General features: G+C 38.5%; 23 protein-coding genes. 7 read left to right on the forward strand and 16 right to left on the reverse strand.

The genetic code is table 11. From position 1 onward, the window contains the following. Positions 1 to 6: 6 nt before the first annotated feature. From BQ5321_RS21405 to BQ5321_RS21470, 13 genes are all read right to left on the reverse strand, one after another. Positions 7 to 594, reverse strand: a complete 588-nt coding sequence (locus BQ5321_RS21405) for a hypothetical protein (RefSeq protein ID WP_071396394.1) — start codon at positions 592 to 594, stop codon at positions 7 to 9. Further along, positions 584 to 2,020, reverse strand: coding sequence for a hypothetical protein (locus BQ5321_RS21410; protein WP_071396395.1), 1,437 nt, complete (start codon positions 2,018 to 2,020; stop codon positions 584 to 586). The genes BQ5321_RS21405 and BQ5321_RS21410 overlap by 11 nt, the downstream gene beginning before the upstream one ends. 18 nt (positions 2,021 to 2,038) lie before the next feature. After that, positions 2,039 to 3,412, reverse strand: coding sequence for a vWA domain-containing protein (locus BQ5321_RS21415; RefSeq protein ID WP_071396396.1), 1,374 nt, complete (start codon positions 3,410 to 3,412; stop codon positions 2,039 to 2,041). Positions 3,413 to 3,458: 46 nt separating this feature from the next. Further along, complete coding sequence (locus BQ5321_RS21420; RefSeq protein WP_071396397.1) at positions 3,459 to 3,665, reverse strand: hypothetical protein; 207 nt, start codon at positions 3,663 to 3,665, stop codon at positions 3,459 to 3,461. A gap of 21 nt (positions 3,666 to 3,686) precedes the next feature. Next, complete coding sequence (locus BQ5321_RS21425) at positions 3,687 to 4,619, reverse strand: type II secretion system F family protein (RefSeq protein ID WP_071396398.1); 933 nt, start codon at positions 4,617 to 4,619, stop codon at positions 3,687 to 3,689. A 4-nt stretch (positions 4,620 to 4,623) separates the two neighbouring features. Beyond that, the gene (locus BQ5321_RS21430) at positions 4,624 to 5,550 is read right to left on the reverse strand and encodes a type II secretion system F family protein (RefSeq protein WP_071396399.1); all 927 of its coding nucleotides are present in this window, start codon (positions 5,548 to 5,550) and stop codon (positions 4,624 to 4,626) included. Further along, the gene (locus BQ5321_RS21435) at positions 5,547 to 6,896 is read right to left on the reverse strand and encodes a TadA family conjugal transfer-associated ATPase (protein ID WP_071396400.1); all 1,350 of its coding nucleotides are present in this window, start codon (positions 6,894 to 6,896) and stop codon (positions 5,547 to 5,549) included. The genes BQ5321_RS21430 and BQ5321_RS21435 overlap by 4 nt, the downstream gene beginning before the upstream one ends. Positions 6,897 to 6,899: 3 nt before the next feature. Beyond that, the gene (locus BQ5321_RS21440) at positions 6,900 to 8,060 is read right to left on the reverse strand and encodes a CpaE/TadZ family protein (protein WP_071396401.1); all 1,161 of its coding nucleotides are present in this window, start codon (positions 8,058 to 8,060) and stop codon (positions 6,900 to 6,902) included. Positions 8,061 to 8,110: 50 nt separating this feature from the next. Next, entirely contained in the window at positions 8,111 to 8,839 is a 729-nt protein-coding gene (locus BQ5321_RS21445; protein WP_139187851.1) for an SAF domain-containing protein, read from the reverse strand. A 618-nt stretch (positions 8,840 to 9,457) separates the two neighbouring features. Continuing rightward, positions 9,458 to 10,087 (reverse strand): class D sortase, encoded by a 630-nt coding sequence (locus BQ5321_RS21455; RefSeq protein ID WP_071396403.1) that lies wholly within the window; start codon positions 10,085 to 10,087, stop codon positions 9,458 to 9,460. 62 nt (positions 10,088 to 10,149) lie between these two features. Beyond that, positions 10,150 to 11,415 carry an LPXTG cell wall anchor domain-containing protein gene (locus BQ5321_RS21460; RefSeq protein ID WP_071396404.1) on the reverse strand — a complete coding sequence of 422 codons (1,266 nt, stop codon included), beginning with the start codon at positions 11,413 to 11,415 and terminating at the stop codon, positions 10,150 to 10,152. A gap of 33 nt (positions 11,416 to 11,448) precedes the next feature. After that, on the reverse strand, positions 11,449 to 12,588 hold the full coding sequence (locus BQ5321_RS21465; protein ID WP_071396405.1) for a hypothetical protein: 1,140 nt from the start codon (positions 12,586 to 12,588) through the stop codon (positions 11,449 to 11,451). Between the two features lie 279 nt (positions 12,589 to 12,867). Then, positions 12,868 to 14,130 carry a DUF5068 domain-containing protein gene (locus BQ5321_RS21470; protein WP_139187853.1) on the reverse strand — a complete coding sequence of 421 codons (1,263 nt, stop codon included), beginning with the start codon at positions 14,128 to 14,130 and terminating at the stop codon, positions 12,868 to 12,870. Between the two features lie 405 nt (positions 14,131 to 14,535). Here BQ5321_RS21470 and BQ5321_RS21475 point away from each other — a divergent pair, with 405 nt between their 5' ends. The 7 genes from BQ5321_RS21475 to BQ5321_RS21505 all read left to right on the forward strand — a co-directional run bounded on the left by BQ5321_RS21475 (position 14,536) and on the right by BQ5321_RS21505 (position 22,634). Continuing rightward, entirely contained in the window at positions 14,536 to 15,441 is a 906-nt protein-coding gene (locus tag BQ5321_RS21475) for a PucR family transcriptional regulator (RefSeq protein ID WP_071396406.1), read from the forward strand. Positions 15,442 to 15,554: 113 nt separating this feature from the next. Next, positions 15,555 to 16,664: an ABC transporter ATP-binding protein gene (locus BQ5321_RS21480; protein WP_071396407.1), complete on the forward strand. Its 1,110-nt coding sequence runs from the start codon at positions 15,555 to 15,557 to the stop codon at positions 16,662 to 16,664. Between the two features lie 165 nt (positions 16,665 to 16,829). Continuing rightward, on the forward strand, positions 16,830 to 18,581 hold the full coding sequence (locus tag BQ5321_RS21485) for a sensor histidine kinase (RefSeq protein WP_071396408.1): 1,752 nt from the start codon (positions 16,830 to 16,832) through the stop codon (positions 18,579 to 18,581). After that, entirely contained in the window at positions 18,571 to 19,356 is a 786-nt protein-coding gene (locus BQ5321_RS21490) for a response regulator transcription factor (protein WP_139187854.1), read from the forward strand. Before BQ5321_RS21485 ends, BQ5321_RS21490 begins: the two co-directional genes overlap by 11 nt. 104 nt (positions 19,357 to 19,460) lie before the next feature. Then, positions 19,461 to 20,768 carry an extracellular solute-binding protein gene (locus BQ5321_RS21495; RefSeq protein ID WP_234978437.1) on the forward strand — a complete coding sequence of 436 codons (1,308 nt, stop codon included), beginning with the start codon at positions 19,461 to 19,463 and terminating at the stop codon, positions 20,766 to 20,768. Between the two features lie 74 nt (positions 20,769 to 20,842). Next, positions 20,843 to 21,718 carry a carbohydrate ABC transporter permease gene (locus BQ5321_RS21500; RefSeq protein WP_071396410.1) on the forward strand — a complete coding sequence of 292 codons (876 nt, stop codon included), beginning with the start codon at positions 20,843 to 20,845 and terminating at the stop codon, positions 21,716 to 21,718. A 19-nt stretch (positions 21,719 to 21,737) separates the two neighbouring features. After that, positions 21,738 to 22,634: a carbohydrate ABC transporter permease gene (locus BQ5321_RS21505; protein WP_187143769.1), complete on the forward strand. Its 897-nt coding sequence runs from the start codon at positions 21,738 to 21,740 to the stop codon at positions 22,632 to 22,634. Positions 22,635 to 22,932: 298 nt separating this feature from the next. Here BQ5321_RS21505 and BQ5321_RS21510 read toward each other — a convergent pair whose 3' ends face one another. From BQ5321_RS21510 to BQ5321_RS21520, 3 genes are all read right to left on the reverse strand, one after another. Then, on the reverse strand, positions 22,933 to 23,553 hold the full coding sequence (locus tag BQ5321_RS21510; protein ID WP_071396411.1) for a YesL family protein: 621 nt from the start codon (positions 23,551 to 23,553) through the stop codon (positions 22,933 to 22,935). 134 nt (positions 23,554 to 23,687) lie between these two features. Further along, positions 23,688 to 24,671, reverse strand: coding sequence for an aldo/keto reductase (locus tag BQ5321_RS21515; protein ID WP_071396412.1), 984 nt, complete (start codon positions 24,669 to 24,671; stop codon positions 23,688 to 23,690). 51 nt (positions 24,672 to 24,722) lie between these two features. Then, positions 24,723 to 25,772: an aldose epimerase family protein gene (locus BQ5321_RS21520; RefSeq protein WP_071396413.1), complete on the reverse strand. Its 1,050-nt coding sequence runs from the start codon at positions 25,770 to 25,772 to the stop codon at positions 24,723 to 24,725. Positions 25,773 to 25,829: the final 57 nt, after the last annotated feature.

Raw genomic sequence — 25,829 nt, forward strand, 5'->3', positions numbered from 1 at the left:
ATCTCTTTATTTTATATCTTCTGGCTTTTTTAGAAGCGCAAACGAAAGAAACGACAAAAATAATCCACCAAGATACATAAGGAACGTAAAAAAGAATACACCTTCTTGATCATCTAACAATTGCATAAGAATTAATTCCTGTCCATTTCGAAAGGAAAAAGCACTGATGATGATTAGGACGATGATAAAAAGATACGAGCCAAAGGCAATTTTAGACTTTCCAGGCCTATGAAAAGCCTGGAAAATCATTTCTCTTTTATACAATGAATAGCCAATGACCAATAAATACATCAATATAAACGGCCAGAATACCATCGTGCCAAAAGACAGTCGAAGGATGGGTTCGGCAACAAAAAATCCCATTGTCATCAGCATGATAAAGCTCGTTAAGGAATTATATCTAACTGTATTTTCCACCGTTTGATACCAGTATCTGGCTAGTCCGACCGAAAAAATCGTAATAAGCATGTTAAATATAAAGATACGAAAGGACCAATTTGGAATTGTGCAGCCGAGAACACCAAATAAAAACGGACCCATTAAAACAGCAAGTCCGTTGCCTTCGAAAAACTTAAACCTTTGTTCACCTTCCAAAAAGCTCTCCTACCTTTCCAAAGCCCTTGCCAATTTTGCTGTAGACAAATTTGAATCCACTCTTTATCCCTTTCTTAATACCTTTTCCAAGACTTGTCCGATTTATAAACACAGCTGTGCCTATACCGGCTAACAATCCAGCCGCAGCACCGGCAACGGTTCCTAATCCAGGTACAACCGAACCGGCTAATGCTCCAGTTGTAACACTTGATGCGATACTTCCTATAGCTGTTGACCCGACGCCAATCGCAACCTCTGTCGATAAATCTGTAAAAAAGTCTGATGAAGCATATCCCTGTTTGCTATTATTCCCTATTGGACTATAATCCCAAAGCGTACCGGCTGCAGCCAGTGCATAATTAAGCGGACCATTCATCTTGATCATATTGCTTTTTGAAACAAATGCCTTGTTAAATGCACTGCCATCCTTCCAGCTACTTAAGGATGTGAAAGCTTTTTTCGTGAGCGGACTCCAGCCATCAATGATACCTGACTTAACAGAGTTAGCCATAAAGGTTGATAGTTTCATATTTTTCGGTATTAGCTCTTTGCTTTGTAAAAATGCATTGAAGGTTTTTTCTTTAATGCGTTTTGTATGGATTCCAAGGGATCGGTCACTGCCATTCACATCATAGCCCTTATATCGTTGATAAAGACTATCAAATATTTTCAAGTTCTTCTGACCAGATACACGATAGCCATCTTTTGTCCCGGCTATTTTTTCTATTTTAAATCCTGCCATCATAGACAATGCGGCACCGGCAACATCTCGATTGAGAAAACCAAGGCCATAGGTTTTAAAGTCATCAAAAAAACCTGTGACATGGCTGAACCAACCTCGTTCTCCGTCCGTCGTTTTGACAAGCGTATTGAGAAGAGATGGTGTATTTCCCCCTCCGTCGTTGCCATCGTCGCCACCATCTGTTGCCTTGCCACCATCTGGTCCTTCGCCAGACTCTGCTGCTTGGCCGCCGTTTAGACCTTTTCCAGCTTCTGCTGCTTGGCCACTATTTGGGCCTTCACCGCTTGGATAACCATTTCCTCCGTTAACCGGACCACCACCTTGCACAGCATTGCCCGATTCCAGACCATCCATGTGCCATAATACGGAACCTGGCGGAGGTACCGTGGCGTTTGGAATGATGAATATTCCACTGCTTAATGGTGAATTCGGAAGAATGGGCTGACCAGAAACAGCAGCCTTTCCCTTATTATAGGCATCACCAGGTTCGTATACCTGACCCGGAGCTATGAACTGCCCACCTTGTATCGCTTGACCTGGTGCATAGCTTTCACCGGGAGTAAGGGCTTTTCCTGGTTTTATAAATGTGCCTGCCGCATACGTAACGACAGGGAACACATTCCACATAAGTAAAATAGCAATCATTGTTAATGCTGCTATTCTATTCCATATACGTTGACACAATGGCTTCGCTCACCTCGCTTACTGAGTATTTTGCTGATACTTTTCCTCTAATGCTTTTATTGCATCAGCATAACTGCTATTATTGAGAGACTTTAATTCCGCTTCAAACTTCTCAACTTCTGAATTAATCCAATCATGATACTCATCATTGACTTCCTCTAAATAACGGTAAGAATCCTTATCGATTTTTCCACTTTCTTTAAAAATAAATAGGATTAAATCAATCTCAGACCCTTCAAATGTGGCATTTGCCCCTTCCTCTGTTGTGTAAACAAATATATCAAGATCATTTTGGATTTTTTTTCCTTCAAGTGCCTGTGTATTCTTATCCTTCCAATCTTTCCAGGTTTCAGCTAGATCTGAAATTTTCGCAAACTCCTTCTTTAATTCACTTTCATCATTAACCTTTTGATAGATCCCATCTACTGCATCTGCAATCTCAATCAGCTCATTTTGTCCCTCTGCATTGACATCAAAGCCAATTACATTCACAATCGGTGAAATATTAGAGCCATATAGCTCCTTTGCAGCCTGAACCGGATCATCGTTACAGGTCGAAACTCCATCACTGACAAGATAGACAATATTTGTATTCATTTGCCCGTCATATAGCTCTAAATCCTTTTTTGCTTCTCGAAGAGCCAGTCCTGTCGGAGTCCAACCAGTTGGCTGCACCGAATCAAGAGCGGTTTGAAATTGTGCCCCCTCCATCGGTAGGATGGAATAGACAAGGTCACTACCGTTACAGGATAATTCCATATCTCTATCTGCGTTGCTTCCCGTATGTCCATAGACACGAAGCCCAACCCTCGCGCCCTCAGGTAACTGACTGACAAATTTGGTTATTGTTTCCTTTGCAATTTCCATTTTGGTCTTACCGTCAATCGATTGAGCCATACTTCCAGATGCATCTAAAATAATTTCAACATTGAGATTTTCCTTGAATTGATATCGAGAATCCCCCATCTCAGGGCTTCCAATTGCTTGGAATCGCATTTGCTTTATCAAGGCCTCAGGTCCCTTGAACTCATCCTGTACAAGCTTTAATAATTCTCGGTAAAAATAATCTAATTCCTTTTGTGAAGGAGTTGATGAAATATCAGGCAGATTCTTGAATGCTTCCAGTGTCGTTTCTGGATTGGCTGTATCTGGGTTGAAATCCACAAGCTTGCCTACTGGAAGAGCAGCTAATTCCTCATAGGTGGTTGGAAGAGGCTCTACTTTAATGCTAACTACCTCAGCCTCCTTTTTTGCTTCCTTTTCGATGTCCTTCTGTTTTGTTTGCTCAGCTGTCTGCTCATTTTCTTTCTCGTTAACAGGCTCTTCATTCATAGAGCATGCCGTAATGAACAGAAACATACATATTAGCAGCAATAGCTTTAAATATTTCATTCGCTCACCCTCCTTATGAAAAAAGGGCATAATGCCCTTTTTATACTTACCCAACCATTCCAGTTATCTTAGCAATGATATTTTTAATAATGTTACCAATTCCTTCACTTTGTCCTTCTACCGCAGTTGAAATGATCCCTAACACTAGAATTAAGAGCGCTGCTAAACCAAGCCATTCCAAAGACTGAGCTCCCTTTTCGTTTTGTACCGGCTGCGTCATTTTCATCCATGCTTTGATAAATATAGATTTCATGATTTTCTCTCCCTTTGTTTTTTATTTAAATAAATCAAATAACCCACTGTTGTCTTTGAACATGTTAATCGCCATTAAGCCTCCGATTAGAAGAAGAGCAGATGGCATCACGATAAAGGTGGTAATTAACGTAACCTTGGGTGAGGCCTTTGCTGCCTGCTCTTTGATTTTTTCCTTTTTGATTTTTCTCATCTCTTCAGCCTGAAGCTTAAAGGTTCGCGAAATCGGCACACCTAAGCGCTCCCCTTGGATAAGTGATTTAATCAGCATTTGAAATTCTTTACTCTCATTACGGTCCAAAAGGGATTGATAGGCATTTCCTCTCGGAACCCCAACATCTGTTTCATGAATAAACCGGCCAAATTCATCCTTAATCGGTCCTTCAAAATATGGGACAATATCCCGTAAAGCTTGATCTAGTCCTACACCCGCCTGTAAAGTCACACTCATCGTGTCCAGAAAATCAGGCAGTTGGAACGACAATGACTCTTGACGCTGCTTTGCCTTTTTATTCAGCCATAAAACGGCTCCCATATAGCCAGCAACCGGATAAAGAATGAGTGCTGCTTCTGCATATGGAAATCTTAATAGGAGTGAAATTCCCCCAATGATTAACCCCATTACTAAAAGGAACATTTTTAAGCCTTGAAATCTTTCCAGCGTTAAATTGTAAGGAAATCCTGCCTGCATTAACTTTTTCTGAATCTCATGATTTTCACTAAAAAAATTAATGCGCTGTCCTATAACTGAAAAATCATCAGCATATTCCAATATCTTCGAGATGGCTTTTTCTCTTCTTGTTTCTTTTTTTTCAAACGCATTATAGATATAGACCTTTTCTTTTACCTCTTCCTTCAATTCCAGCTTTAAAATGAAATATTTATAATAGCTTCTAAGTGATAGGGCTATAAATAGAAGAAATAAGCAAACAACAATTACAACCATTCCATCCATCTCTTCACACCCTTATATTTGTTACCTTTCTAACAAGAATAAAGGTCAATACTGTCCCAGCGAGGAACAGAATGAGAAGAATCATTCCCAATCCTGAAAATAAGGGATCTAAAAAGCCATCTATCACGTTATTCATCATTAAGACAAGAAAAATAGGAATCACCGGTACAATATAAGCTACATACCTTTGCTCAGCAGTCATGGTTTTAATCTCCTGCTGCAATATCTTCCTTTCTTCTAACGTTTGACTCATTTCATCCAGCACGGAATAGAGATTCCCACCTGCCTTTTTTTGAATCACCAGCGTGGCTACAAATAATTGGAATTCCTTACTCGTTATTCTATTTTCCATTGATTTTAAGGCAGCATTAAAGTCAATCCCTAATGCAATCTCCTGCGCAAGCCTTTTGAATTCTCCCCTTGCCGGTTCATTCACTTCCTGTGCGACTAAGTGGATGCCTTGCGTCAACGTCATACCCGATCGGGTTGCATTTGCCAACAACCGGCAGACTACAGGCAGCTGTTCAATCATTCGTTGCTTCATCAAGTTCTTTCGTAAAAGGAAAATCAACCTCCTGCCTCCCTCTAAAACAAGTCCGGCAATCAGTAGATTAATTGGATACTGGATATTAAAAAAGTTTTGCAAAAAAATAATAATCCCCATATAAGAAACAAACAGGGCACCCATATACTCTGACGGTGTAAATGGGATGTTTGCAGACTGTAATTTTTCATAAATAGGAGAAGCATATTCTGTACGATCAAACCGATCCCCAAGCAGCACAATGACGCTTTTTCGTTTTTTTCCATCATGATAAAAATCATAGAGTTCTTTTCGCCATTCCCGCTTTTCTTTACGAAAATCCAATAGATAATAAATTGATAGAATCATAGAGAAGAAGGCTAACGTTGAAACGAATAATATTATCATTGGTAGACCTCCTCTAACACAGGGGTGAATACATAATCGGGGAAGGAAATCCCAAACACCTTTAATTTTTCAAGACATTTCGGAATGTACCCCGTAGGAGTAAAATAGCCAGTAACGATTCCATCCGCATTCATGGACGTTCTCTTATAATGAAAAATCTCCATTACGTCATGCGAGCCGTCATCCCTTTTAACCACCTCTGATATTGAAACAATTTTTCTTGTCCCATCTGTCAATCGGGTGGCCTGAATAATAATATCTAATGCACCGACAATATACTCTCTCACGATATGACTAGGGAGCTCCATTCCAGCCATGACAACCATTGCCTCAACACGACGTAAGGCATCATCCGGTGAATTAGCATGGACGGTTGTTAATGACCCTTCATGCCCAGTATTCATGGCCTGAAGCATATCAAAGGCTTCTCCGCTGCGGACCTCTCCGACAATGATTCGATCCGGTCTCATCCGTAAGGAATTTTTGACAAGCTGCCTAATCGATACTTCCCCGCTACCTTCAACGTTGGCCGGTCTTGCTTCAAGCCCTGCCACATTCGGACGATTGAGCCTCAGCTCTGCCGAGTCTTCTATCGTTACTACTCGTTCACCATGAGGAATGGAGGCAGCCAAAACATTCAGAATCGTCGTTTTTCCGCTCCCCGTTCCGCCCGAAATAAGGGTATTCATTTTCGCTTTTACAATCCCGTCAAGGAATTCACCCATAACCGTGTTTAACGAATCGAACTGAATCAGGTCCTCCATTGTAAACGGATCTTTCCTGAATTTCCGAATGGACAGTAGCGTTCCCTTTAGGCTGATTGGTGGTATAACTGCGTTGACACGACTACCATCAGGTAAGCGTGCATCAACCATTGGAGAGCTTTCATCGATTCTACGGCCAAGCGGCGCCACAATTCGATCGACGATATGTCTAACGTGGTCATCATCCCGGAAAGATATATCAGCTAATTCTAATTTTCCATAACGCTCAACATACACTTCATTAAAACCATTCACCAACACCTCTGTGATTGACGGATCATTGATTAATGGCTCAAGCGGTCCGTAGCCGACTGATTCATCCAAAATACGGGTAATTAATATCTCTTTATCATGACGTGAGATAATCACTTTTTCCTCAGCCATGAATTGGCTGACATACTGTTCAATACTCAGCCTCATTTCACCTTGGGATAGCTTCGTTAACGCCTCTAAATTGGTATCCCTTAAGAGCCTTGCCTTATAATGCTCCACCAAATCATCGACAAGACGGTTTTCATATTGATAGGATTGCAGCTTTGATGTGCTAACTCTTTCTTTTCGTTTATCAAATAAGGATGTCATATGTTAATCCCCCTTATTCAGTACAGAATGGCTCCATTTTTTCACATCCTTTGCGAATGGAATCAGCCTTCTTTCCTTTGCTGTTTTACGTACAGGTTCCCCTTTGTTGATATACGGCTGTAATCCTTTATGGTCCAAGCGTACCGTTGCGGCAATTGGGAATCTCATGACATGCTTTATATCCTTTTCTTGAATTTCATTTTCCTTACCTATTTTGTTCAAGATAATCGATGTCCTAGAAGGTAATTCTATTCCAAGTCTGACGGCAAGCTCTTCCAATTGCTTTAACACCCTTAGAGAAGGTGTATCTGGTGTGAGAACATAGAAAATACGGTCTGATTCCTCTAAAGCAGTCACCACATGGTGATTGATATAAGCTGGTAGGTCGACAATCACAAAGTCAAAGCTTCTTCTGCAGGTTCGTAACAGCTTCGCGATAAATTCTTCTGTGATGGTTTCTGCTACTTCAGCATCACAAGGACTGATAAGCACATCCAGTTTCGATGAATCAAGCTTCTGTGCTACATTTCTGATATGACCTTCATTTAATTCATTAATGACAGGTGCTAAATCCGCAATCGAACGATTGGATTCTATTGATAAAATCGTTTCAATCCCGCCAAATTGAAGATTAAAATCGATTAGGATCACTTCAGCCATAGTTTCTAGTTTTATTGTTTGGGCAAATGCTGCCGCAAGACTTGATTTTCCACTGCCTCCATTTCCGCTGAAAAGTGAGAAAATTTGCCCCCTACCTTTTGTAAAGCTTTGAAATGACTTATCCTTTTTCAATTTATTATTTTCATAGTTTTGAAAGATAGCAGGCACTCTGCTGATAAACAAGGAATGCTCATCTGGATAAACAAAAAACTCAGAGGCCCCTGCTTTTGTTATATTTCTAAGCTGAGTAAAATCGGAGCCCTTTGCGATAAAAATGATTAGTGTTCCAGGACTGACTGATTTAATGTATTGAATACTTTCAACGGCCACATCATGATCAGGCTGAACAAAGATCACAATATCCTGGATATCCCGATTGACTTCACGAACAATATCACCCGTATGAATGAGCTGAACGGAATAGTTTTCTGAAATACTATTTAAAATTTGATTGTGTATGACTTCATCGTCACTGACTAATAAGATTTTTAGATTCGACTCCATAGTATCCCTCTTCATCATGATGTTAGAAGATTATTATCTCTTTGCCTGCCCTATTGAACAGCTGCTTCCCCTGGACTTGCAGGTATATTAGGAGATTCAGCAGGAGCTGATAGTTGTTCAGATACAGCTGGCTGTTGTTGTTCTTCGACTGGATTAACCGGTTCTTCTTTTCCGACATTTGCCTTTAAGATTCTGACCTTATCAGCATAGTTTTGTACATGGATCAATTGAGCTGCGGCTTCAAGACTTACTTCAAGAGCAGCACCTGTGAAATCCTCAGGCTTATCGCCATCAGAAAAGGCAACCGGAACATCTCTCATGAATATTTCAGTCTGCGGCTGTCCGTTCACTTCGGTAGATACAATAATATCCACTCTATCTAGTTCTGTTACAACTTGATCATATTGGACTTTTTCTGATGGATATAAAGCAACTAAACGATTATTTTCATTACGAAGATTTGAAAATGGCTTTACCATATTCTTAGTAATAATCTCTCCCGCTGCTAACGGAACAACAGAAACATTATTAATGAGTTCATTTTTATTTGTAATATGTGCCTTATTGACAAATTTGTTAGGGATTTCTATCGTCATGACTTGATTTTCCTGTATAAGTGCCCTTACGGGAATATCTCCCTTTGCTACGTAAATCTTCGTCATTCCGCCTAATTCGGCATTCAGGTCCTTTACTTTTTGAAAAACTAAAAACCCTGCAGCTAACGCCAAAAGGAAGGCAAGAATGAAAAATATGGCCGCTCTTCTCTTAGACTCCAACATCCTGTATGCTCTCTCCTACGGTAGTAATTTAATGTGTAAAAATGCTCGCTTATATATATTCAACACTATCAATATAGCAAAATATGTTTTTACTATATTGATAGTGTTAACTTATTTATATCTACCACCTGTAAAGAGGGTTCGTCAAATCAGCTTAACAAAAGCCTCAAATCGAAGCATTACTATTGACTCACAAAGTCTTTAAATCAAGATATTTTTCTAGGTAATAAGTATGGTATCGATATAGGAATATACTATTTTATTTAAGAATTATCTTAATATTCTCGGTGGGATTATTTTCCTTATTGAAAATTTATAGTAAATAATCACTGTTTTAGGGGAGAAGTTATTTTAGCGAGGATTTTAATTGATTCTTTTGGATCGTTCGGGAAATCAAATTCGCCCGTCGAATTTGCGTCCGGATTACGTGAGCTCGCTCGATAAATTACCCCTAAAAAATCCGTGACATCCGCCGGAGGCTTAACTTCATTCAGCTGGGATTTGAACCCCCACTGAATCGAAGTACTATTTGCATTCATCCCCCACTTGTAGAAGTGGAGGATGAATGCTGAATGAAGTTAAATCCCAAAATAAAAATACCACCATCCAGGTGATATTTTATAGTTTTAGCTTTTCGGTTATCTCATGTCCGTCAAAGGTTCTTTCAGAAACATATTCGCCAAATACAATCAGTCTTTTCTTATCCGAATTTTTTGGATGGCAGGTAATTAGGGTGACAAGTGATTGACCCTTAACAGGCTTTACGACCTCTACATCAGTTGGCTCAACGATTTCTTTGGAGACAACTTTATACGTATATTCCTTATTTCCTATATAAATAATAACCTTATTATTTTCTTTCAATTCATCTAAACGGTTAAAGTATTTACCGTAAATATAGGAACGATGACCAGCAATAGCAAAATTATGATTTTTCTCTCCCAAATCTTTCATAGATCCGCTCGAAGGAAGGTGCCCAACGGCAAATTTAATATTACTTAAGTCCGCCCCCTCGACAATCGGTGTTTCTAAACCTATCTCAGGTATATGTAGAATTCCAATTGTATCACCTTTTTTAGAGGATTGAAGGGTTAGCTTATCCTCCTCATTAGATTGTTGGGAAAAGGCAAGAGAAGTGTATTCCTCCATTAGCTTTTTTTGCTCCATATAGGTTTGTACCTTTGAATAAACAACAAATATCAATAAGGCCATTCCGATTAGGATAAAAATATTGCCTAGCTTTTTCATGACTATCACACTTCCTTTATTTCAAAAAAAGGAGGGGTTAGAACCCTCCTCCAAAATAACAACTATGCACGATTAAATTTTCTGATAAACAAACCAGCTGCCATCACCATCAGTGAAGCAATAAGTAGAATAGTTGAATCCATTGCAGAACCTGTTTTAGGTAGTGCACCTACAGAAGTATCTGTTTTTGAATTTCCATTTCCATCGTTGTTTCCATTATTTGAGCCTGGTGTTGTTGAATTGTTTTTATCATCGTTATTATTGTCATCATCGTTGTTTTTTCCATCATCGTTGCTATCGTCATCATCATTGTTTTTTCCATCATCGTTGCTATCGTCGTCATCGTTGTTTTTTCCATCGTCGTTGCTATCGTCGTCATCGTTGTTTTTTCCATCATCGTTGTTATCGTCGTCATCGTTGTTTTTTCCATCGTCGTTATTATTGTCATCATCGTTACCAGGGTTGTTCCCTTTGTTACTTGCTACATATTCTTCATCCTCTAAAACACCTGCATGAAGATCGCCAACAATTGGAGTATTATCGGTGTCCACAATCACTACACCGCTATGTGTCCAAGTGTACTCATCTGTTACAACAGATTCCTTTTCAATTACACCTGCATGCGCATCGCCAACGATTGATTTATCGATATCTACATTTACTACACCACTGTAATCATACTCGTAATCTTCAGCAGATATTTGTTTTGTTTCTAGAACACCAGCATGTGTATCTCCAAGAAGCTGAGAATCATCTAAGTCAGCTATAACTAACCCTTTTTGTTTCACTGTTCCATCTTCTGTAACAACGTTTTTATCACCAAGAACATCTACATTCACATCACCAGTAATCGGTTTTAGAAGATCGCTTTTTAGACTTAAATTTATTAGAGAAGATTTTTCTTCGCTAATAATTCCATCGCCCTTAGCTTTAGGAGTTCCTGTTACAACAGGTGGTTCTTCTGGAATAATAGCACTTGCTGCTGTTACTTCAGTAGAAGCTGCGCTAGTTAATAATGGCGCAACTGGTGCAAGCACCTCTCCTGGAACTACAGATGTTACAACAGAAGTAACAGTCCCTACAGGTTCAATGGATGTAACAGTAGAAACAATATCCCCAACCGGCAAGACACTGCCTACAGTTGCCACTACATCACCAACTGGTAATGCTGATGTAACGGTTCCAACTAAAGAAGTAGCTCCTGCTAATGGTGTTGCTGCAGTCGTTTCCTCAGCACCCGCTGCACCTGCTCCAAATGCAAGACCTGCTGCCACAACTCCAGTAACTAAAATAGATTTTAATGATTTAACAATAACTTTTTTATTCATTTTTATAATCTCCTTCTTCTTATTATTCTTTATCTATGCGTATAAGAAGAAGGATACTTTGGGTGGATCGGTTGGTGGAGATTTACTCCATTGATCTGATAATTCAACTAATCGATTTGACACCTGACTGCAGAGCGCAACTTCACTCAAGTATTCAGAGCCTAAAAATGCTGCTATTCCAAGACTACTGTTTACATTCGAAGCACCTGCAGATCCAGAGCTGGATCCGGCCGTGTTCATAGATCCTGTAGGAGAAACCTGCTGTCTGTCGATATCCTTCAATTTATGAATGATAATTTCCATTTGCTCCAGATCTTCAGCAGAATACTGTACTTGTGCAATAGATGGAAAGCTTTCTACTGCATCATTTCCTTCTAAGAAATCAGCCTTAGCAAAGGTTTCATCTAAATCTATAGGCAACTCACGATTAACTGTATCCAGCAAAGGATCGATATCATCATGATTTTCTGTTGTTGATAACGACGGCTTAACAGACTCAGTCATATCCTTTTGTTCAGCTTGATTTTCAATCTGAGCAGGCATTGACGACTGCTCGCTTGGCAGATCAGAATCAACCGGCTGTGAAGTATCACTTTCCAAAACAGGCTCATCCGCTGGAGCTTCATCAGGTGTTTTTTCTACCTTTCCACTGTTACCGATACCAATATGTAGGTCAACTAATGAAGATGTAGCATCAATCGACACCAATCCCCCTGACAAATTTTTATCAGCTTGTGTTTCACTAGTCAGAACCCCTACTTTTACATCCCCTAGCACTTTAGAATCTGAGACTTCCAATTCTAGTAATCCGCTAGAATTAGCTGTTTGTTTAGAATTGGAATCACCTTTCTCACTTGTAAGAAGCCCGAGATTTACTTTGCCAACAATCGGCAAATTCAACTCAACTCCCAGAAGACTCTTTCTTTCTGATTCATTAGCCGGTTGGCTGGCAGACGTTACTAAATTGGAAACGCTTTCCATACTGCTGATTCCTTCTGCAGCCTCCTTAGATTCATTTTTAACTGCAACTGGTTTAACTACTCCTGTTAATTTATCAAGCGTTTCAGTTAATCCCAATGAATCTAATGGACTTTCAATCTCTGAAGCTAAGGAAATCGAAGGTGCCATGATTAAGAGGATAAGAAGCATTAAAGAGGTGAACCCCTTTTTCATTTCTCTCACCTCCTCCCATATATGTAATTGATTACCACTATATATTGACAAAATACACCAAAAAAATCAATGGATTCTAAATATTTAACAATATTGTAATATTTAGAATTAGCTAAAAAGTACTAATGCTTGACCTTACATCCTATATCATTTTTACTAAAATAGTCATTTAATCCCCTTTTTTCAAAACAAAAAAAGACCTCTCAACCTGCTCTTCGAACACTTGAGAAGCCTTTTTTTCACTTTACCTACTTAAACCTATAGAAAGTATCTATACTATTATTCTCTTGGTAATTCAAATGTAACTGTGTAGCCCTTTGCCAGATCCTGGTTATCCATGCTACGAAGCGGTCCAAATTCAAGATCAAATTTCTTATAGATACCAAACTCATCCTTACGAAGTAAAAAGACGATCATTTTTTCGCCTTTTTCACCAGGCTTAATCTCATCTACTCCCTCCGGCTCCAACTGACCTGTAGATAGATAAGTTGCCCTTGTATCATCAACAATTAATTTTCCTGATGTCCAGTAGGCACTTAAAGGCTCCTGTGATGTATTATCGATAATAAAGTTCATCGTAATAGCTACAATACCGCTATCTCCAAAATCAACAAATGCCTCTTTATAGGCTTCGGTCGGAATCACTTCTGTATATTGAATTCCATCGAGCGTGATATTAACATCACCAAGCACCTGTGTTTGACCAATATCCATTTTCTCAAATATCATTTTTTTCTCAGCCATATCACGTAGCAACAATTCATCCTGATAAAAAGCAGGCTGGCTTGCTAATTGATCCTTCTGTTCATCACTATAGATAAAATCAAAGGTTGCATCCCCTCTAAAGGAACCCTTGAATGAATCATTATCTGCAGCTCCACCCTCAATCACTAATTTGGGATTAACGGTTGCTAATGACTGATACTCTTCATTTGTCAGTGCAAACGTAACAAAGCCGGTTACTTTTTCACCTGCTGCATACTTGCCTGGATCACTTTCTTTTTTAGAAAAAAGCGTATTTTCGTCTTCCACAAAAAGTCTTGATTGAGATGGGAAGATTTCAAATTCATTTGCTACTTCAATATTAATCATAGGAGTATAATACATTGGCTTATCTAATGTATTTTCAAGTGTAACCTTAGCCGTTATGATATAGCCCTCCGATTGATCATCAAATACATATGTGTAATCTTTATGGATATCTTTTAAACTTACAATCTGATACTCGTCGACTGCTACTTTAAAGCCGTTCATATCATGGGAATAATTAGGCTCATTATTCGTGTATACGACTTCAATATTTCCTTCTGACTCCTCGGCAATAAATGGATTCAATACTCCACCACTACCCTTAGCCGTTTCATTTTTCTCAGATTTGTCTTTTTCGTTACTCTTTTCTGATTTTTCATTCTTATTATTTTCCTCAGTTTTGGTTGATTCCTCTTCGTTTGTTGAAGCTTTTTCATCATTTCCACCACATGCCGATAAAAGCAGCGATGCTGCTATCATGACAGTCCAAAGCATATTCTTCCTTTTCAACAAATTCTACGCCTCCCCTTTTTTAATGTTTGTCCTCATAGTGTTAAATAAGGAATATGAACCAATTCCCCCTGAAAAAATCCCCCACTACATAATGACAAAACTCGTCAAATAAATCAATCGAGTCAAAATCGTACAAAAACATAAAATCACATAAAATTTAGTTGAAAAGTCACTGGTATTCAGAAATACTCAGGAAATTAAATAGGGCTTGAGTCCTTAACTTTAATAAATAACCCATATTTTACTGGCTCTCTTATAGGTCATTTTCATTATTTATTGATGCTTACTAAAATCACCTAAAAGATATGACATACGGCCTTAGCTCCCAAACTAGGCTCCTTGCTTTTTAAGCATATTAATTTTATAGTATACGGTAAGTTTCACATTATAAAACGAGGGATTTACATGCTAAAAAAACTACAGACCTACTTTCCAACAGCAATCACTACGAGTGTTCCACCTACAATAGAAGGTAAGGAGTTTTATTGGTTTAAGGAAGAAAGAAATGATTCCTTCTGGCTTGGAGTTCCAAAGTTGGATATAAATCAAAGCGAACTTGAGCTATTGAGCACTCTTTATGAAAGGGTCTCTCTTGAGCAATCAGTAAATTTAGCCGGTTCAGCAAAAGAGTGGTTTTCTTTCCTATTCAACAAAGAGAATTTACCTGTTCATGAAAATTCGCAAATCCGTTTTATCCAGTTTCAAATTAATTCCATGGATCAAGGAATCAAAAATACTGAAATGGCTATCAAGGAATTCTTCCATAAATGTTTGGCCTTCATCTGGCTTGATGAATTCAATGGAGTCATTATTGAAGAAAAAAATGAGCTTGCTTACAGCGGAGATGATTTCCAGTCCATCTCTATCACGCTTGAAAGTGACTTTTATATTAAGTCCCGTTTTTATATAGGGAAATTCCGAAACGGAACAAAGAAGTTGAGAGATTCCTTCTTCCTTGAAAGGGAGATTTTTTTTGAGGCGTTAAATCATTCTACTAAAGAACGGATTTTTACCTTTGAAAATATTTTTCCTACACTATTAGCCGTTAATCTACCAAGCGCATCAAGTATACTTCTTCATAACGATGTTATACAAACTTTAAAGGATGATTCTGAACTAAGAGAGACCATGGAGGTCTTTCTCGAAAGTCATTCAAATACATCCCTTGCAGCCAAGAAGCTATACGTCCATCGAAATACCTTGCAATATCGGCTGAATCGTTTTTCTGAAAAAACAACCATCGATTTAAAAAATATTAATAGTATACTAACCGTCTATATTGCCTGTTTGTTAGCCAAAAATTTAGAGTAATGTCCAATCTGCATAAAAAATGTAGCGATGATTTTGTGCAGATTGCCCACGCTTAAAAATCTCCTACCTGTTAAATTGTTATTGTAAACCCTTACATCTAGGAGGTTAAAAAAATGGCAGAATTAAAATTAGAACATATATATAAAATCTATGACAACAAAGTTACAGCTGTAAATGACTTTAATCTTCATATTCAAGATAAAGAATTCATCGTCTTTGTTGGACCATCTGGTTGCGGAAAATCTACTACTCTCCGAATGGTTGCCGGACTTGAGGAAATTTCAAAAGGCGACTTCTACATTGATAATCAAAGAGTGAACGATTTAGCTCCTAAGGATCGCGACATTGCAATGGTATTCCAGAACTATGCCCTTTATCCGCATATGTCAGTTTATGACAACATGGCTTTTGGCCTGAAACTGCGTAATTTTCCAAAGGATGAAATTGACCGTCGTGTAAAAGAAGCAGCAAAAATATTGGGGCTAGAGGAATACCTAAAGCGTAAACCAAAAGCTCTTTCAGGTGGTCAACGTCAGCGTGTAGCATTAGGCCGTGCCATTGTACGTGATGCTAAGGTTTTCTTGATGGACGAGCCATTATCCAACCTTGATGCTAAACTCCGTGTACAAATGCGTACAGAAATTATCAAACTTCACCGCCGTTTAAACACAACCACTATTTACGTTACTCATGACCAAACAGAGGCCATGACAATGGCTACTCGTCTTGTTGTGATGAAGGATGGAATTATCCAGCAAGTAGGTTCTCCGAAAGAAGTCTATGAGAAGCCAGAAAATATTTTTGTTGGTGGCTTTATCGGCTCCCCTGCGATGAACTTCTTTAATGGAAAAATTGCGGATGGCAAGTTTGTGATTGGAGAAACTTCTATCGGGATTCCAGAAGGAAAGATGAAGGTATTACGCGAGGAAGGATATGTAGGAAAAGAGATTGTCCTAGGAATTCGTCCAGAAGATTTCCATGATGAACAAATTTTTATCGATACCTATAAGGATACAACGATTAAGATCAACGTAGAGGTATCTGAGCTAACAGGGGCGGAAACAATGATTTATTCTTCTTTAGAAGGTCAAGCACTTGTGGCACGTATCGATTCGCGCTCGCATATCGCAGCAGGAACTAGTATCGAGCTTGCCCTTGATATGAACAAGCTGCATTTCTTTGATAAAGACACAGAAAAGAGAATTCATACAGAGAGTGAGTAAAATGCTCATGTCATAGCTTCATAAACCCCGAATAACAGGTACGTTCACTCGTGCCTGTTATTCGGGGTTTTTTCATTGTATTTTTGGAAAAATTATTAAATCTTAAAGAAACAATGTATAATGATTAAACAAAGTACTCTTAGACTTGAGAGAGGCGAGCCATGAATGCTGAATCAACTAAAAAAATGGAATACACTGCGTAACCAAATTTTGTTTATCTTTTTAATCGTTATGATCATTGTTCTCTTAATTGTCAGTCTACTTACGCTAAGACAAGTCTCAACATTATTAAAAAATAATGCAGAAAAACAAATACAGCAAGTAGCTCTTGAAGCAAATGGACGAATAGATACCCTTTATGAACAAATTAATATTTCCTCTAGACTTGTGACAACGGACGAGGCAGTCCAGCAAAAATTAACAGATGTTTATGATGGAAATGACATAACCTTTAGTGACCGACAGCAATTAATGGGACATGTGAATAGAATAATGGGAAATACAGAAGGTATTTTTTCTATTCAGCTCTATTCCAATAATCACAAACGTATTCTTCCCTTGGGTGAAGGATCGTTAATGAGTCGTGTAGATGATAAATGGATAGACGAAGCGAATAAAGCAAAAGGACGAATGGTTTGGATTGGCGCTGACCCTAACGATAAAAACAACTTCCTTGCCATTCGCAGCGTTAGTCTACTAGAGAGGCAGTTTAAGAATGGCGGATATCTTCTCATCAGTATTGACAAAAATTACTTTTATATGGGAAAAGAACTTTACGAGAACAATCAATTCGTTCTAATAGACCAGGATCAAAATCCAATCATTCAAAACTATATCGGTAACATTAAGAGTGTCATTAACAACAATGAAAACATCGTCCAACTAAATCAGCAGGATTATTTAATTATTAAAGAAGACTCAAAATTAACCAATTGGACTGCTATTATTTTAACTCCTGTAAGCTCACTAACAGAGGGTATAACAGGTATTCGGACAGGCATTATCTTATCAGGAATTGCAGGAGGATTAATTTTTACGATTTGCTCCATTTTCCTATCAACTATTATAACAAGACCTATTTTGCAACTTACAAAAACGATGCAGCAGGCTTGTGAAGGTTCGTTAACCATGAATCCCATGGTCCCTTCTGTCAATGAAATTAATAAATTAAACAGAACGTATAATCAGCTCGTGCAGGAAACAAACCACTTAATCCAAATGGTTTATCAAAAAGAAATCCTGAGGAGTCAAAGCGAATTGAAGGCTCTGCAGGCACAAATTAACCCTCACTTTCTTTTTAATACATTAGATGCACTGCATTGGTCACTTGAAGAAAAAGACGAGGAAGAATTATCAGAGCTTGTTGTTGCTATGTCAGATTTGTTTCGCTATACCATCACAAAAGAAACGGATGATGACTGGGTTTACTTAAAGGATGAAATTCAGCATATCGACAACTATATGGAAATTATGAAAATGCGTTTTGGTGACAGATTGCATTGGCATGTCTCTGTTCCGCTAGAATATAAGCATGTAAGAATACCTAAACTTATCATTCAACCTTTAGTGGAGAATGCTATCGTCCATGGAGCAGGCAATAAAGCTGGAGACAGTCATATTTCTGTAACAGTTATACCTGTTTCACAGGATAACATAGAGAGGATTAACATTACGGTTCAAGATGATGGTTCCGGCATGAGTCAAGAGCGGCTTGAGTGGGTCATTCAATCTATGAAAACTGGCGGGACCTCCCAATCAAGCGGGAAAGGCATGGCTATTTCGAATGTCTATAAGCGTCTGCAATTGTATTATAAAGGATTCTCAGAGTCAGAGCTAAAGATTGACAGTCAATTGAATATAGGTTCAAGAGTATCTTTTGAAATACCGGTTGATGGAGGGGAAGATAGTGCTTACTAAAAATATCGTAGTCGTTGATGATGAACCAACAACACGGCAAGGCTTACAAAGAACCTTAGAGCGCTGGAATAATGGTGAATTTACAATCCACACTGCGACAAGCGGAAAAGAGGTCCTTCAGCTTGCGAAGGAGAAAAGAATCCATATTTTGCTTTCCGATATTCGAATGCCCGAGATGACCGGCCTACAGCTATTAAAGAATATTAAGGAAATGGGAATCAATCCTGTGGTCATTGTCATTTCAGCCTATTCCGAATTTGAATATGCCCAGGAAGCTATAAGGCTTGGTGTCGTTAATTATCTTCTAAAACCGGTAGGTAAAAAGAAACTGATTGATGCCGTTGAAGACGCTGTGCAAGTCTTGGAAAAGCAGCTGCGTGTTGGAGTCATTGAGAAAGTTGTGGATGAAAAAATTGCCGATGCCAACACGAAAATTGATTCTACGAAAGACACAATTCGCGCGGCTATTGCCTATATTGATCAACACCTAAAGCATGAAATAAATCAAAAGGATGTAGCTGGTCATATTCACTTAAATCCTAGTTATTTCAGCGTACTGTTTAAGGAACAGGTCAAGCTCACCTTCAGTGAATATGTAACAAGACGAAGAATTCAGCGCGCTAAAGAATTAATGATTTCAACCAATCTCCCTATTAATGAAATTGCTGAGGAAGTCGGCTATAAAACCTCAAAATACTTTATAAAACTATTCAAAGAAAATGAAGGAGTGACACCAAGCGCCTACCGAAAAACACACAATGAAAGGGCTTTCTAAAAATAGTAGTATTTTTCCCAATCATCGTTACCTATATCAAAAGTCCTCCTAATGGTAAACTAATTCTTGTAAGAGAGAAGAATAAACACTAGGGGGTTTTGATAGTGAAGAAAAAGAAAGCGTTTACCGCGCTAATGTCTATGGCAATAGCTGGCGGCTTAATATTAGGAGGCTGCTCATCCTCAGATGATTCAAGTAAGGAAAGCAGTAATAGTAGTGATAAAACAGTTGTTAAAATGATGCATTTATGGCCTGAGGGCAGTTCAAATGCTCAGTTTACCATTGTTGATGACATTATCAAATCTTACGAAAAAGAAAACCCTGATGTAGATATCCAAACAGAAATTCTTGGAAATGAGCAATACAAGGAAAAAATCAAAGTATTATCAGCTTCAAACGAACTTCCTGATGTAGGGATTACGTGGGCAGCTGGTTATATGAAACCATTCGTTGACGGAGAAATGTTCGCTCCTTTAGATGATATTGTAGAGCAGGATAAATTCGTCGCAGGTACGCTTGATGCTTTCTCGGTTGACGAAAAGCCATACGCCGTACCACTTGAGTTAAATATCACTCCTGTGTACTACAACAAAGAAATCTTTAAAAAATATAATCTAGAGGCGCCAAAAACATATGACGAGTTCTTAAATGTTGTTAAAACACTCTCTGATAACGGCGTAACTCCAATCACACTAGGAAACAAAGACCGCTGGACAGGCTCTATGTGGTATATGTACCTTGCAGATCGTATCGGTGGTCCTGAAGTATTAAATAATGCTATCGACCGTACTGGAAGCTTTGAAGACCCAGCTTTAGTAAAAGCCGCTGAGGAAGTCAAGAAACTAGTTGATATGGGAGCATTTGTTAAAGGATATAACGGTCTATCAAATGATGAAGCAAAAGGCTACTTCATGAATGAACAAGCTGCTATGTACTTAATGGCAACTTGGGAGCTACCAAACTATACAACAACTCCAGATGTATCACAAGAATTCAAGGACAAAGTAGGTTATTTCAAGTTCCCAGCTTATGAAGGCGGAAAAGGGGATATTGATAGTTATGTAGGTGGCCCTGGTGTTGGTCTATTCGTATCTGATCAATCTAAAGTGAAAGACGAAGCAAAAGCATTTGTTTCTTATCTAGTTGAAGAGTGGGGCAAGCGCTCTGTTGTTGATGCTGGTGTGATCCCTGCAACTTTCGTTGACACATCTAACGGTGACCTTCACCCAATGTACATTGACATTCTTAAAGATTTAGAAAATGCTACTAACCTTACACTTTATGCGGATGTTCAAATGTCAGCTAAAGTAGCAGATGTTCACTTAAATCAGATTCAATCATTATTCGGTGGACAGTCGACTCCAAAAGACTTTACAAAAGCACAGGAAGACGCTCTTGCTGCTGAGAAATAATTATTACTTAGAAAGAGGGCATATTGAATTAAATATGTCCTCTTCTTTATCGAAAGGAAGGGGACAAGACCAACATGAAGAAGGTAATGTCAAATAAATTTGTAATCGCCCTTTATACACTCCCTGCTTTATTTCTCGTTCTAGCCCTTATTTATATTCCAATTGCATTATCAGGCTATTACGGTCTCATGGATTGGGACGGTATTGGCAAAATGACATTTATTGGTCTAGATAACTACGTTACCTTGATTCAGGATAAAGTATTCTGGACGAGTACATGGCACTCATTATTACTAGCGATTTTCTCCACAGCGAGTTTATTACTTTACTTAGCTATTTCTCTAGTATTAGCAAGTAAAATTAAAGGTTCAGACTTATTACGCAAAATTTATTTAATTCCAATGCTATTATCATCTGTTGCCATTGCACAGTTATGGATGAAGATTTTCGACCCTACTAACGGTATGGCCAATAGATTACTTGAAATGTTCGGTGTAGAAAATACACCTGTTTGGCTAGCAGATCCAGCCATTGCTCTTTATGCTATTTTCATCCCCGTTATTTGGCAATACGCAGGTTTTTATATTCTTATTTATTATGCAGCGTTAAAAAATGTTCCAGATGAAGTAATCGAGGCGGCGAAAATTGACGGTGCCAACCCTTTACAAATTGCTTTCAAAATTAAATTACCACTAATTTCTGGCGTTTTTAAAGTAACCGTAATGCTTGCAGTTGTTGGTTCATTAAAATATTTTGACTTAATTTACGTTATGACCGGTGGCGGTCCAAACGGAGCAAGTGAAGTAATGGCCTCCTATATGTATAAGGAAGCTTTTAAATTGAATAACTTCGGTTATGGTAGTGCGATTGGTTTTGGACTATTAGTCATCTGTCTTGTTATGACTTTAATAACTTCGAAATTAACGAAATCTAAAGAGGATGTTCAATAATAAGGGGGAGTGAAATAAAATGAGTAAGGTTAGTTCACAACAATCAGCAGCACTGGATCTTCCCGTTCCCAATAATGCAAAGAAATCTTACTTGAACAAAATCGGCTTTGGATTTCTTTATCTTATATTAGGAATATTTGCTGTTATTCAGATTTACCCATTAGTTTGGCTGCTTTTCTTTTCATTAAAAACAAATCAAGAAGTATTTGGGATGTCTCCTTTTGCGTTACCGCAGGATCCCCAATGGGCAAACTATACAAAAGCTTGGACATCTGGAAATATTGGACTCTATTTCTTCAATAGTGTCTGGATTACAGTATTATCAGTTGCCCTAACAATCATTCTTGCTAGTTTCGTAACGTTTGCAGTTACACGGATGCACTGGAAGTTTAGCGGTCTTGTCCTTGGATTATTCTTAGTCGCTTACATGATTCCACTGCACTCTACGTTAATTCCTTTGTTCAATATGTATAACAGCATGAACTTAATTGACAGCCCAATTTCCATTGTTTTATCTTATACGGCTTTTAACTTACCGTTGACCATTATGATATTACTCGGTTTTTATCAAACATTCCCGCGTGAAATCGAAGAAGCTGCCGTAATGGATGGTTGTTCGATTCACCGTATTTTCTTCCAGATTACCCTGCCGATGACGGTACCGGTACTATCAACAACAGGAATCATTAACATGATATACAACTGGAATGAGTTCGTATTTGTTAACACGTTCATTAGCTCTGATAAGTGGAAGACATTAACAGTTGGGATCAATAACTTCGTAGGTCAATACCTAACAGACTGGGGCGCTATTGGTGCTACTCTTGTCATCAGTATTGTACCTATTCTACTAGCCTTCCTATTCCTAAGTGATAAAATCGTTGAAGGAATGGCAGCAGGCTCTGTAAAAGGTTAAATGGTTAATAGAAAAAGACAGCTGGAAAGATTCTCTTTTACAGGAAGCTTTCCAAGCTGTCTTTTCATTTGTATTTGATCAAATTCGACCGTCGAATTTGCGTCCGGATTACCTGCGCTCACTCGGTAAACTATCTTTAAGAAATCGCAAGACATTCACCGGAGGCTTCACTTCATTCAGCCTAGGTTTGCCCCCCACTGAATCGTAGAACCACTTACATTCATCCCCCACTTGCAGAAGTGGAGGACTTCTGTACCTGTCGCAAACTTTTGGTACAAAAAGCATTTGCTGAATGAAGTTAAGTTATTTGCTTCTTTTTATCCATCTTTTTAAAAACTAAAAAGCAGGTGGCCATCATAAGCGCTGCGGTGAGACTTCCACCAAAGAAAAAGCCTAATCCCGGGAGGAATCGAAACACAAAGTACATCGATACAATTCCAGCAATCATAACGATATTTTCAATGGGGTTAATTAGCATCATTAAAAATGAATTTTTGATGATTTGGGTAAGCTTTAACTCATAATGAACATAAACCGGGAACAAATATAATATAGTCAGAACGACCGCAAACATAAAGATATACAGGGGAATTTGAATGATACTCATAAAACTGCTCCCTGCATTCCTCATGAAAAATAAATCAAGAAAAATAAGTCCACCGACAATCACAAGGATGAGTCCTAATCCATTGCTTCTAAAAAACTCAGCTTTATAATATTCCCAAAAGGTTCGAAAAACAGGAATATCCGTTTCACCCATAAGCCATTTACGAATAACCGCAAACATCGAAATTGTAGCCGGAAAAAATCCAAAGACGACCAGTCCTAGCAGTGTAAAACCTATCCATAATAAATTAATATAAGCAAATCTAGTTATCCATTCTGTGGCAGCATATGCACGATTAGCCGCATTATTCATATAATCCCTCCAAACACAAAGTTCCACATTGCTTCTATAATATTATCACCGAGTTAGCTTTAAACGAAACGAGACTATCCATTGACAGTCTCGTTTTTCTATAGGCAGTGATATATAAAGGATCAACTCTACTATTAATAAGGTCCTCTGATAAAATCCTTTACCTTCTCATTGTAAAAGCGTTGGATATTTTGTTTTTCTTCATCAGAGAATGGCTTTGTATTCAGTGCAACCAGATTATCCTCTACCTGTTTCAAATTTTTAAAACCAGGAATCACGGCAGTAATCTCTTTCTGGTCCAAAATCCAGCGCAGTGCTGCACTTGCCATCGTTGGACGGCCCTCTCCAATCCACTTTAACTGATCTGCTAATTCGACACCCTTTTGGAATCCAAGACCAGCAAAGGTTTCACCGACATTAAAAGCCTCTCCATTTTCATTAAAACGACGGTGGTCGTCTTTTTCAAATTCATGATCTGCAGTAAACTTCCCAGTTAAGAGACCGCTAGCAAGCGGTAATCTAACCAACAGCCCCACCCCTTTTTGAGAAGCTTCCGGGATTAACTTTTCCAAAGGCTTTTGGCGGAACATATTAAAAATAATCTGCAAGCTCTTAACATTTGGATTCTCCAAACAAATTAACCCTTCCTCCACCGTTTCTACACTAACACCATAGTGGCGGATTTTCCCTTCGCTCTGCAAACGGTCAAGCACTTCAAATACACTGCCGTCTTTCAAAATTTCAGTTGCTGGGCAATGAATTTGATATAAGTCTATGGCCTCCCGATTCAAACGGCGGAGACTATCTTCACAATAAGCACTCACTTTTTCATAGCTGTAGTTCTTCGGATCAAAAATATCGCCTTGTCGGCAGAATTTTGTCGCAATGTAAATTTGATTTTCCTTCCCCTTTGTCGCTTTAGCTAATAACCTTTCGCTATGACCGTTCCCATATACATCTGCTGTATCAAAAAAGTTAACACCCTTATCCATTGCAAACTCTAAGGATTTAAGTGCTTCTGTATCATTCGTTTGACCCCATGAGCCACCGATTGCCCAGGTTCCAAAGCTCACTTCACTAATCTTGATTCCTGTATTCCCCAACTCACGGTATTTCATTTTTCCATCTCCCTTTCTTCATATTATATCCTTACCAAGCCTCTACACCAATCAGTCTATTTTATCCTCTATTAATCCAAACTTATACTTTGTATGTGTTGCATACTGCTGACCTTTGTCAAGCACGATGGATGGAAAATGAGGATGGTGAATGGCGTCAGGTAATGCCTGTGTTTCCAGACATATACCTAAGTACTTTCTGGAAGGAACCTCCCGAAAAGCTCCTTCTGGTGCTAAAGAGTTGCCAGAGTATACAATAACAGCTGGTTCATCGGTTTCAACCGTTAGAGCTCTCCCGCTTTCAGGGTCCTGTAAAACTATTTCATTTTCATGATTTGCATTCAACAGGAACGGATGGTCATACCCATTTCCCACTAATATATTTTGCGGATGTTCCGATTCAGCCCCCGTTTTTATAGCCCTTTCACTGGTAAAATCGAATGGTGTGTTTTCAACATCTGCCATATGCCCAGTTGGGATAAAACCTTGATCAAGCTCCAAATATTGATTACTTTTCAGGGTTAACGTATGATTTAATACGTCCCTTTTAAGATTTCCGCTTAAGTTAAAATAAGAGTGGTTCGTAACGGTTAATAAAGTTTTCTGATCAGTTTGCGCACTATAATGGATCAATAGCTCATGATCGTTCGTTAGTCTATAAATAACTTCAACAGAAAGATTTCCTGGATAACCCTCTTCCCCATCCTTGCTTAAATATGTAAAACGAACTCCATCATTCATTAATTCTGCATCCCAAATTACTTTATTAAATCCTTTAATCCCACCATGCAGATGATTGGGATGATTATTCTGCGCTAAGGTATATGTAGTTCCATCCAGTTCAAAGGAACCACCTTTTATTCGTCCTGCCACACGTCCTACAACCGCACCGAGAAAACTGGAGTCCTCGATATATTCCTTTAGCGTGTCATGACCAAGAACAACGTTTTCAACCTGACCGCTTTTATCCGGAACCATTATTTTCGTAATGATGCAACCGTAATTAATCGCTGTTACTTCAAAGCCATCATCATTTTTCAACGTATATGAAAAAACAGACTGGTTATTAATTTGACCTAAGTTCTCTTGTATAACCTTCATTTCATTCTTCCTTCCCTTTAATTGTTCTGTTCAACCTATTTGATGATCCGTTCATAA

The organism is Bacillus tuaregi, from assembly GCF_900104575.1.
In the GTDB taxonomy this organism is placed as follows: domain Bacteria; phylum Bacillota; class Bacilli; order Bacillales; family Cytobacillaceae; genus Bacillus_BD; species Bacillus_BD tuaregi.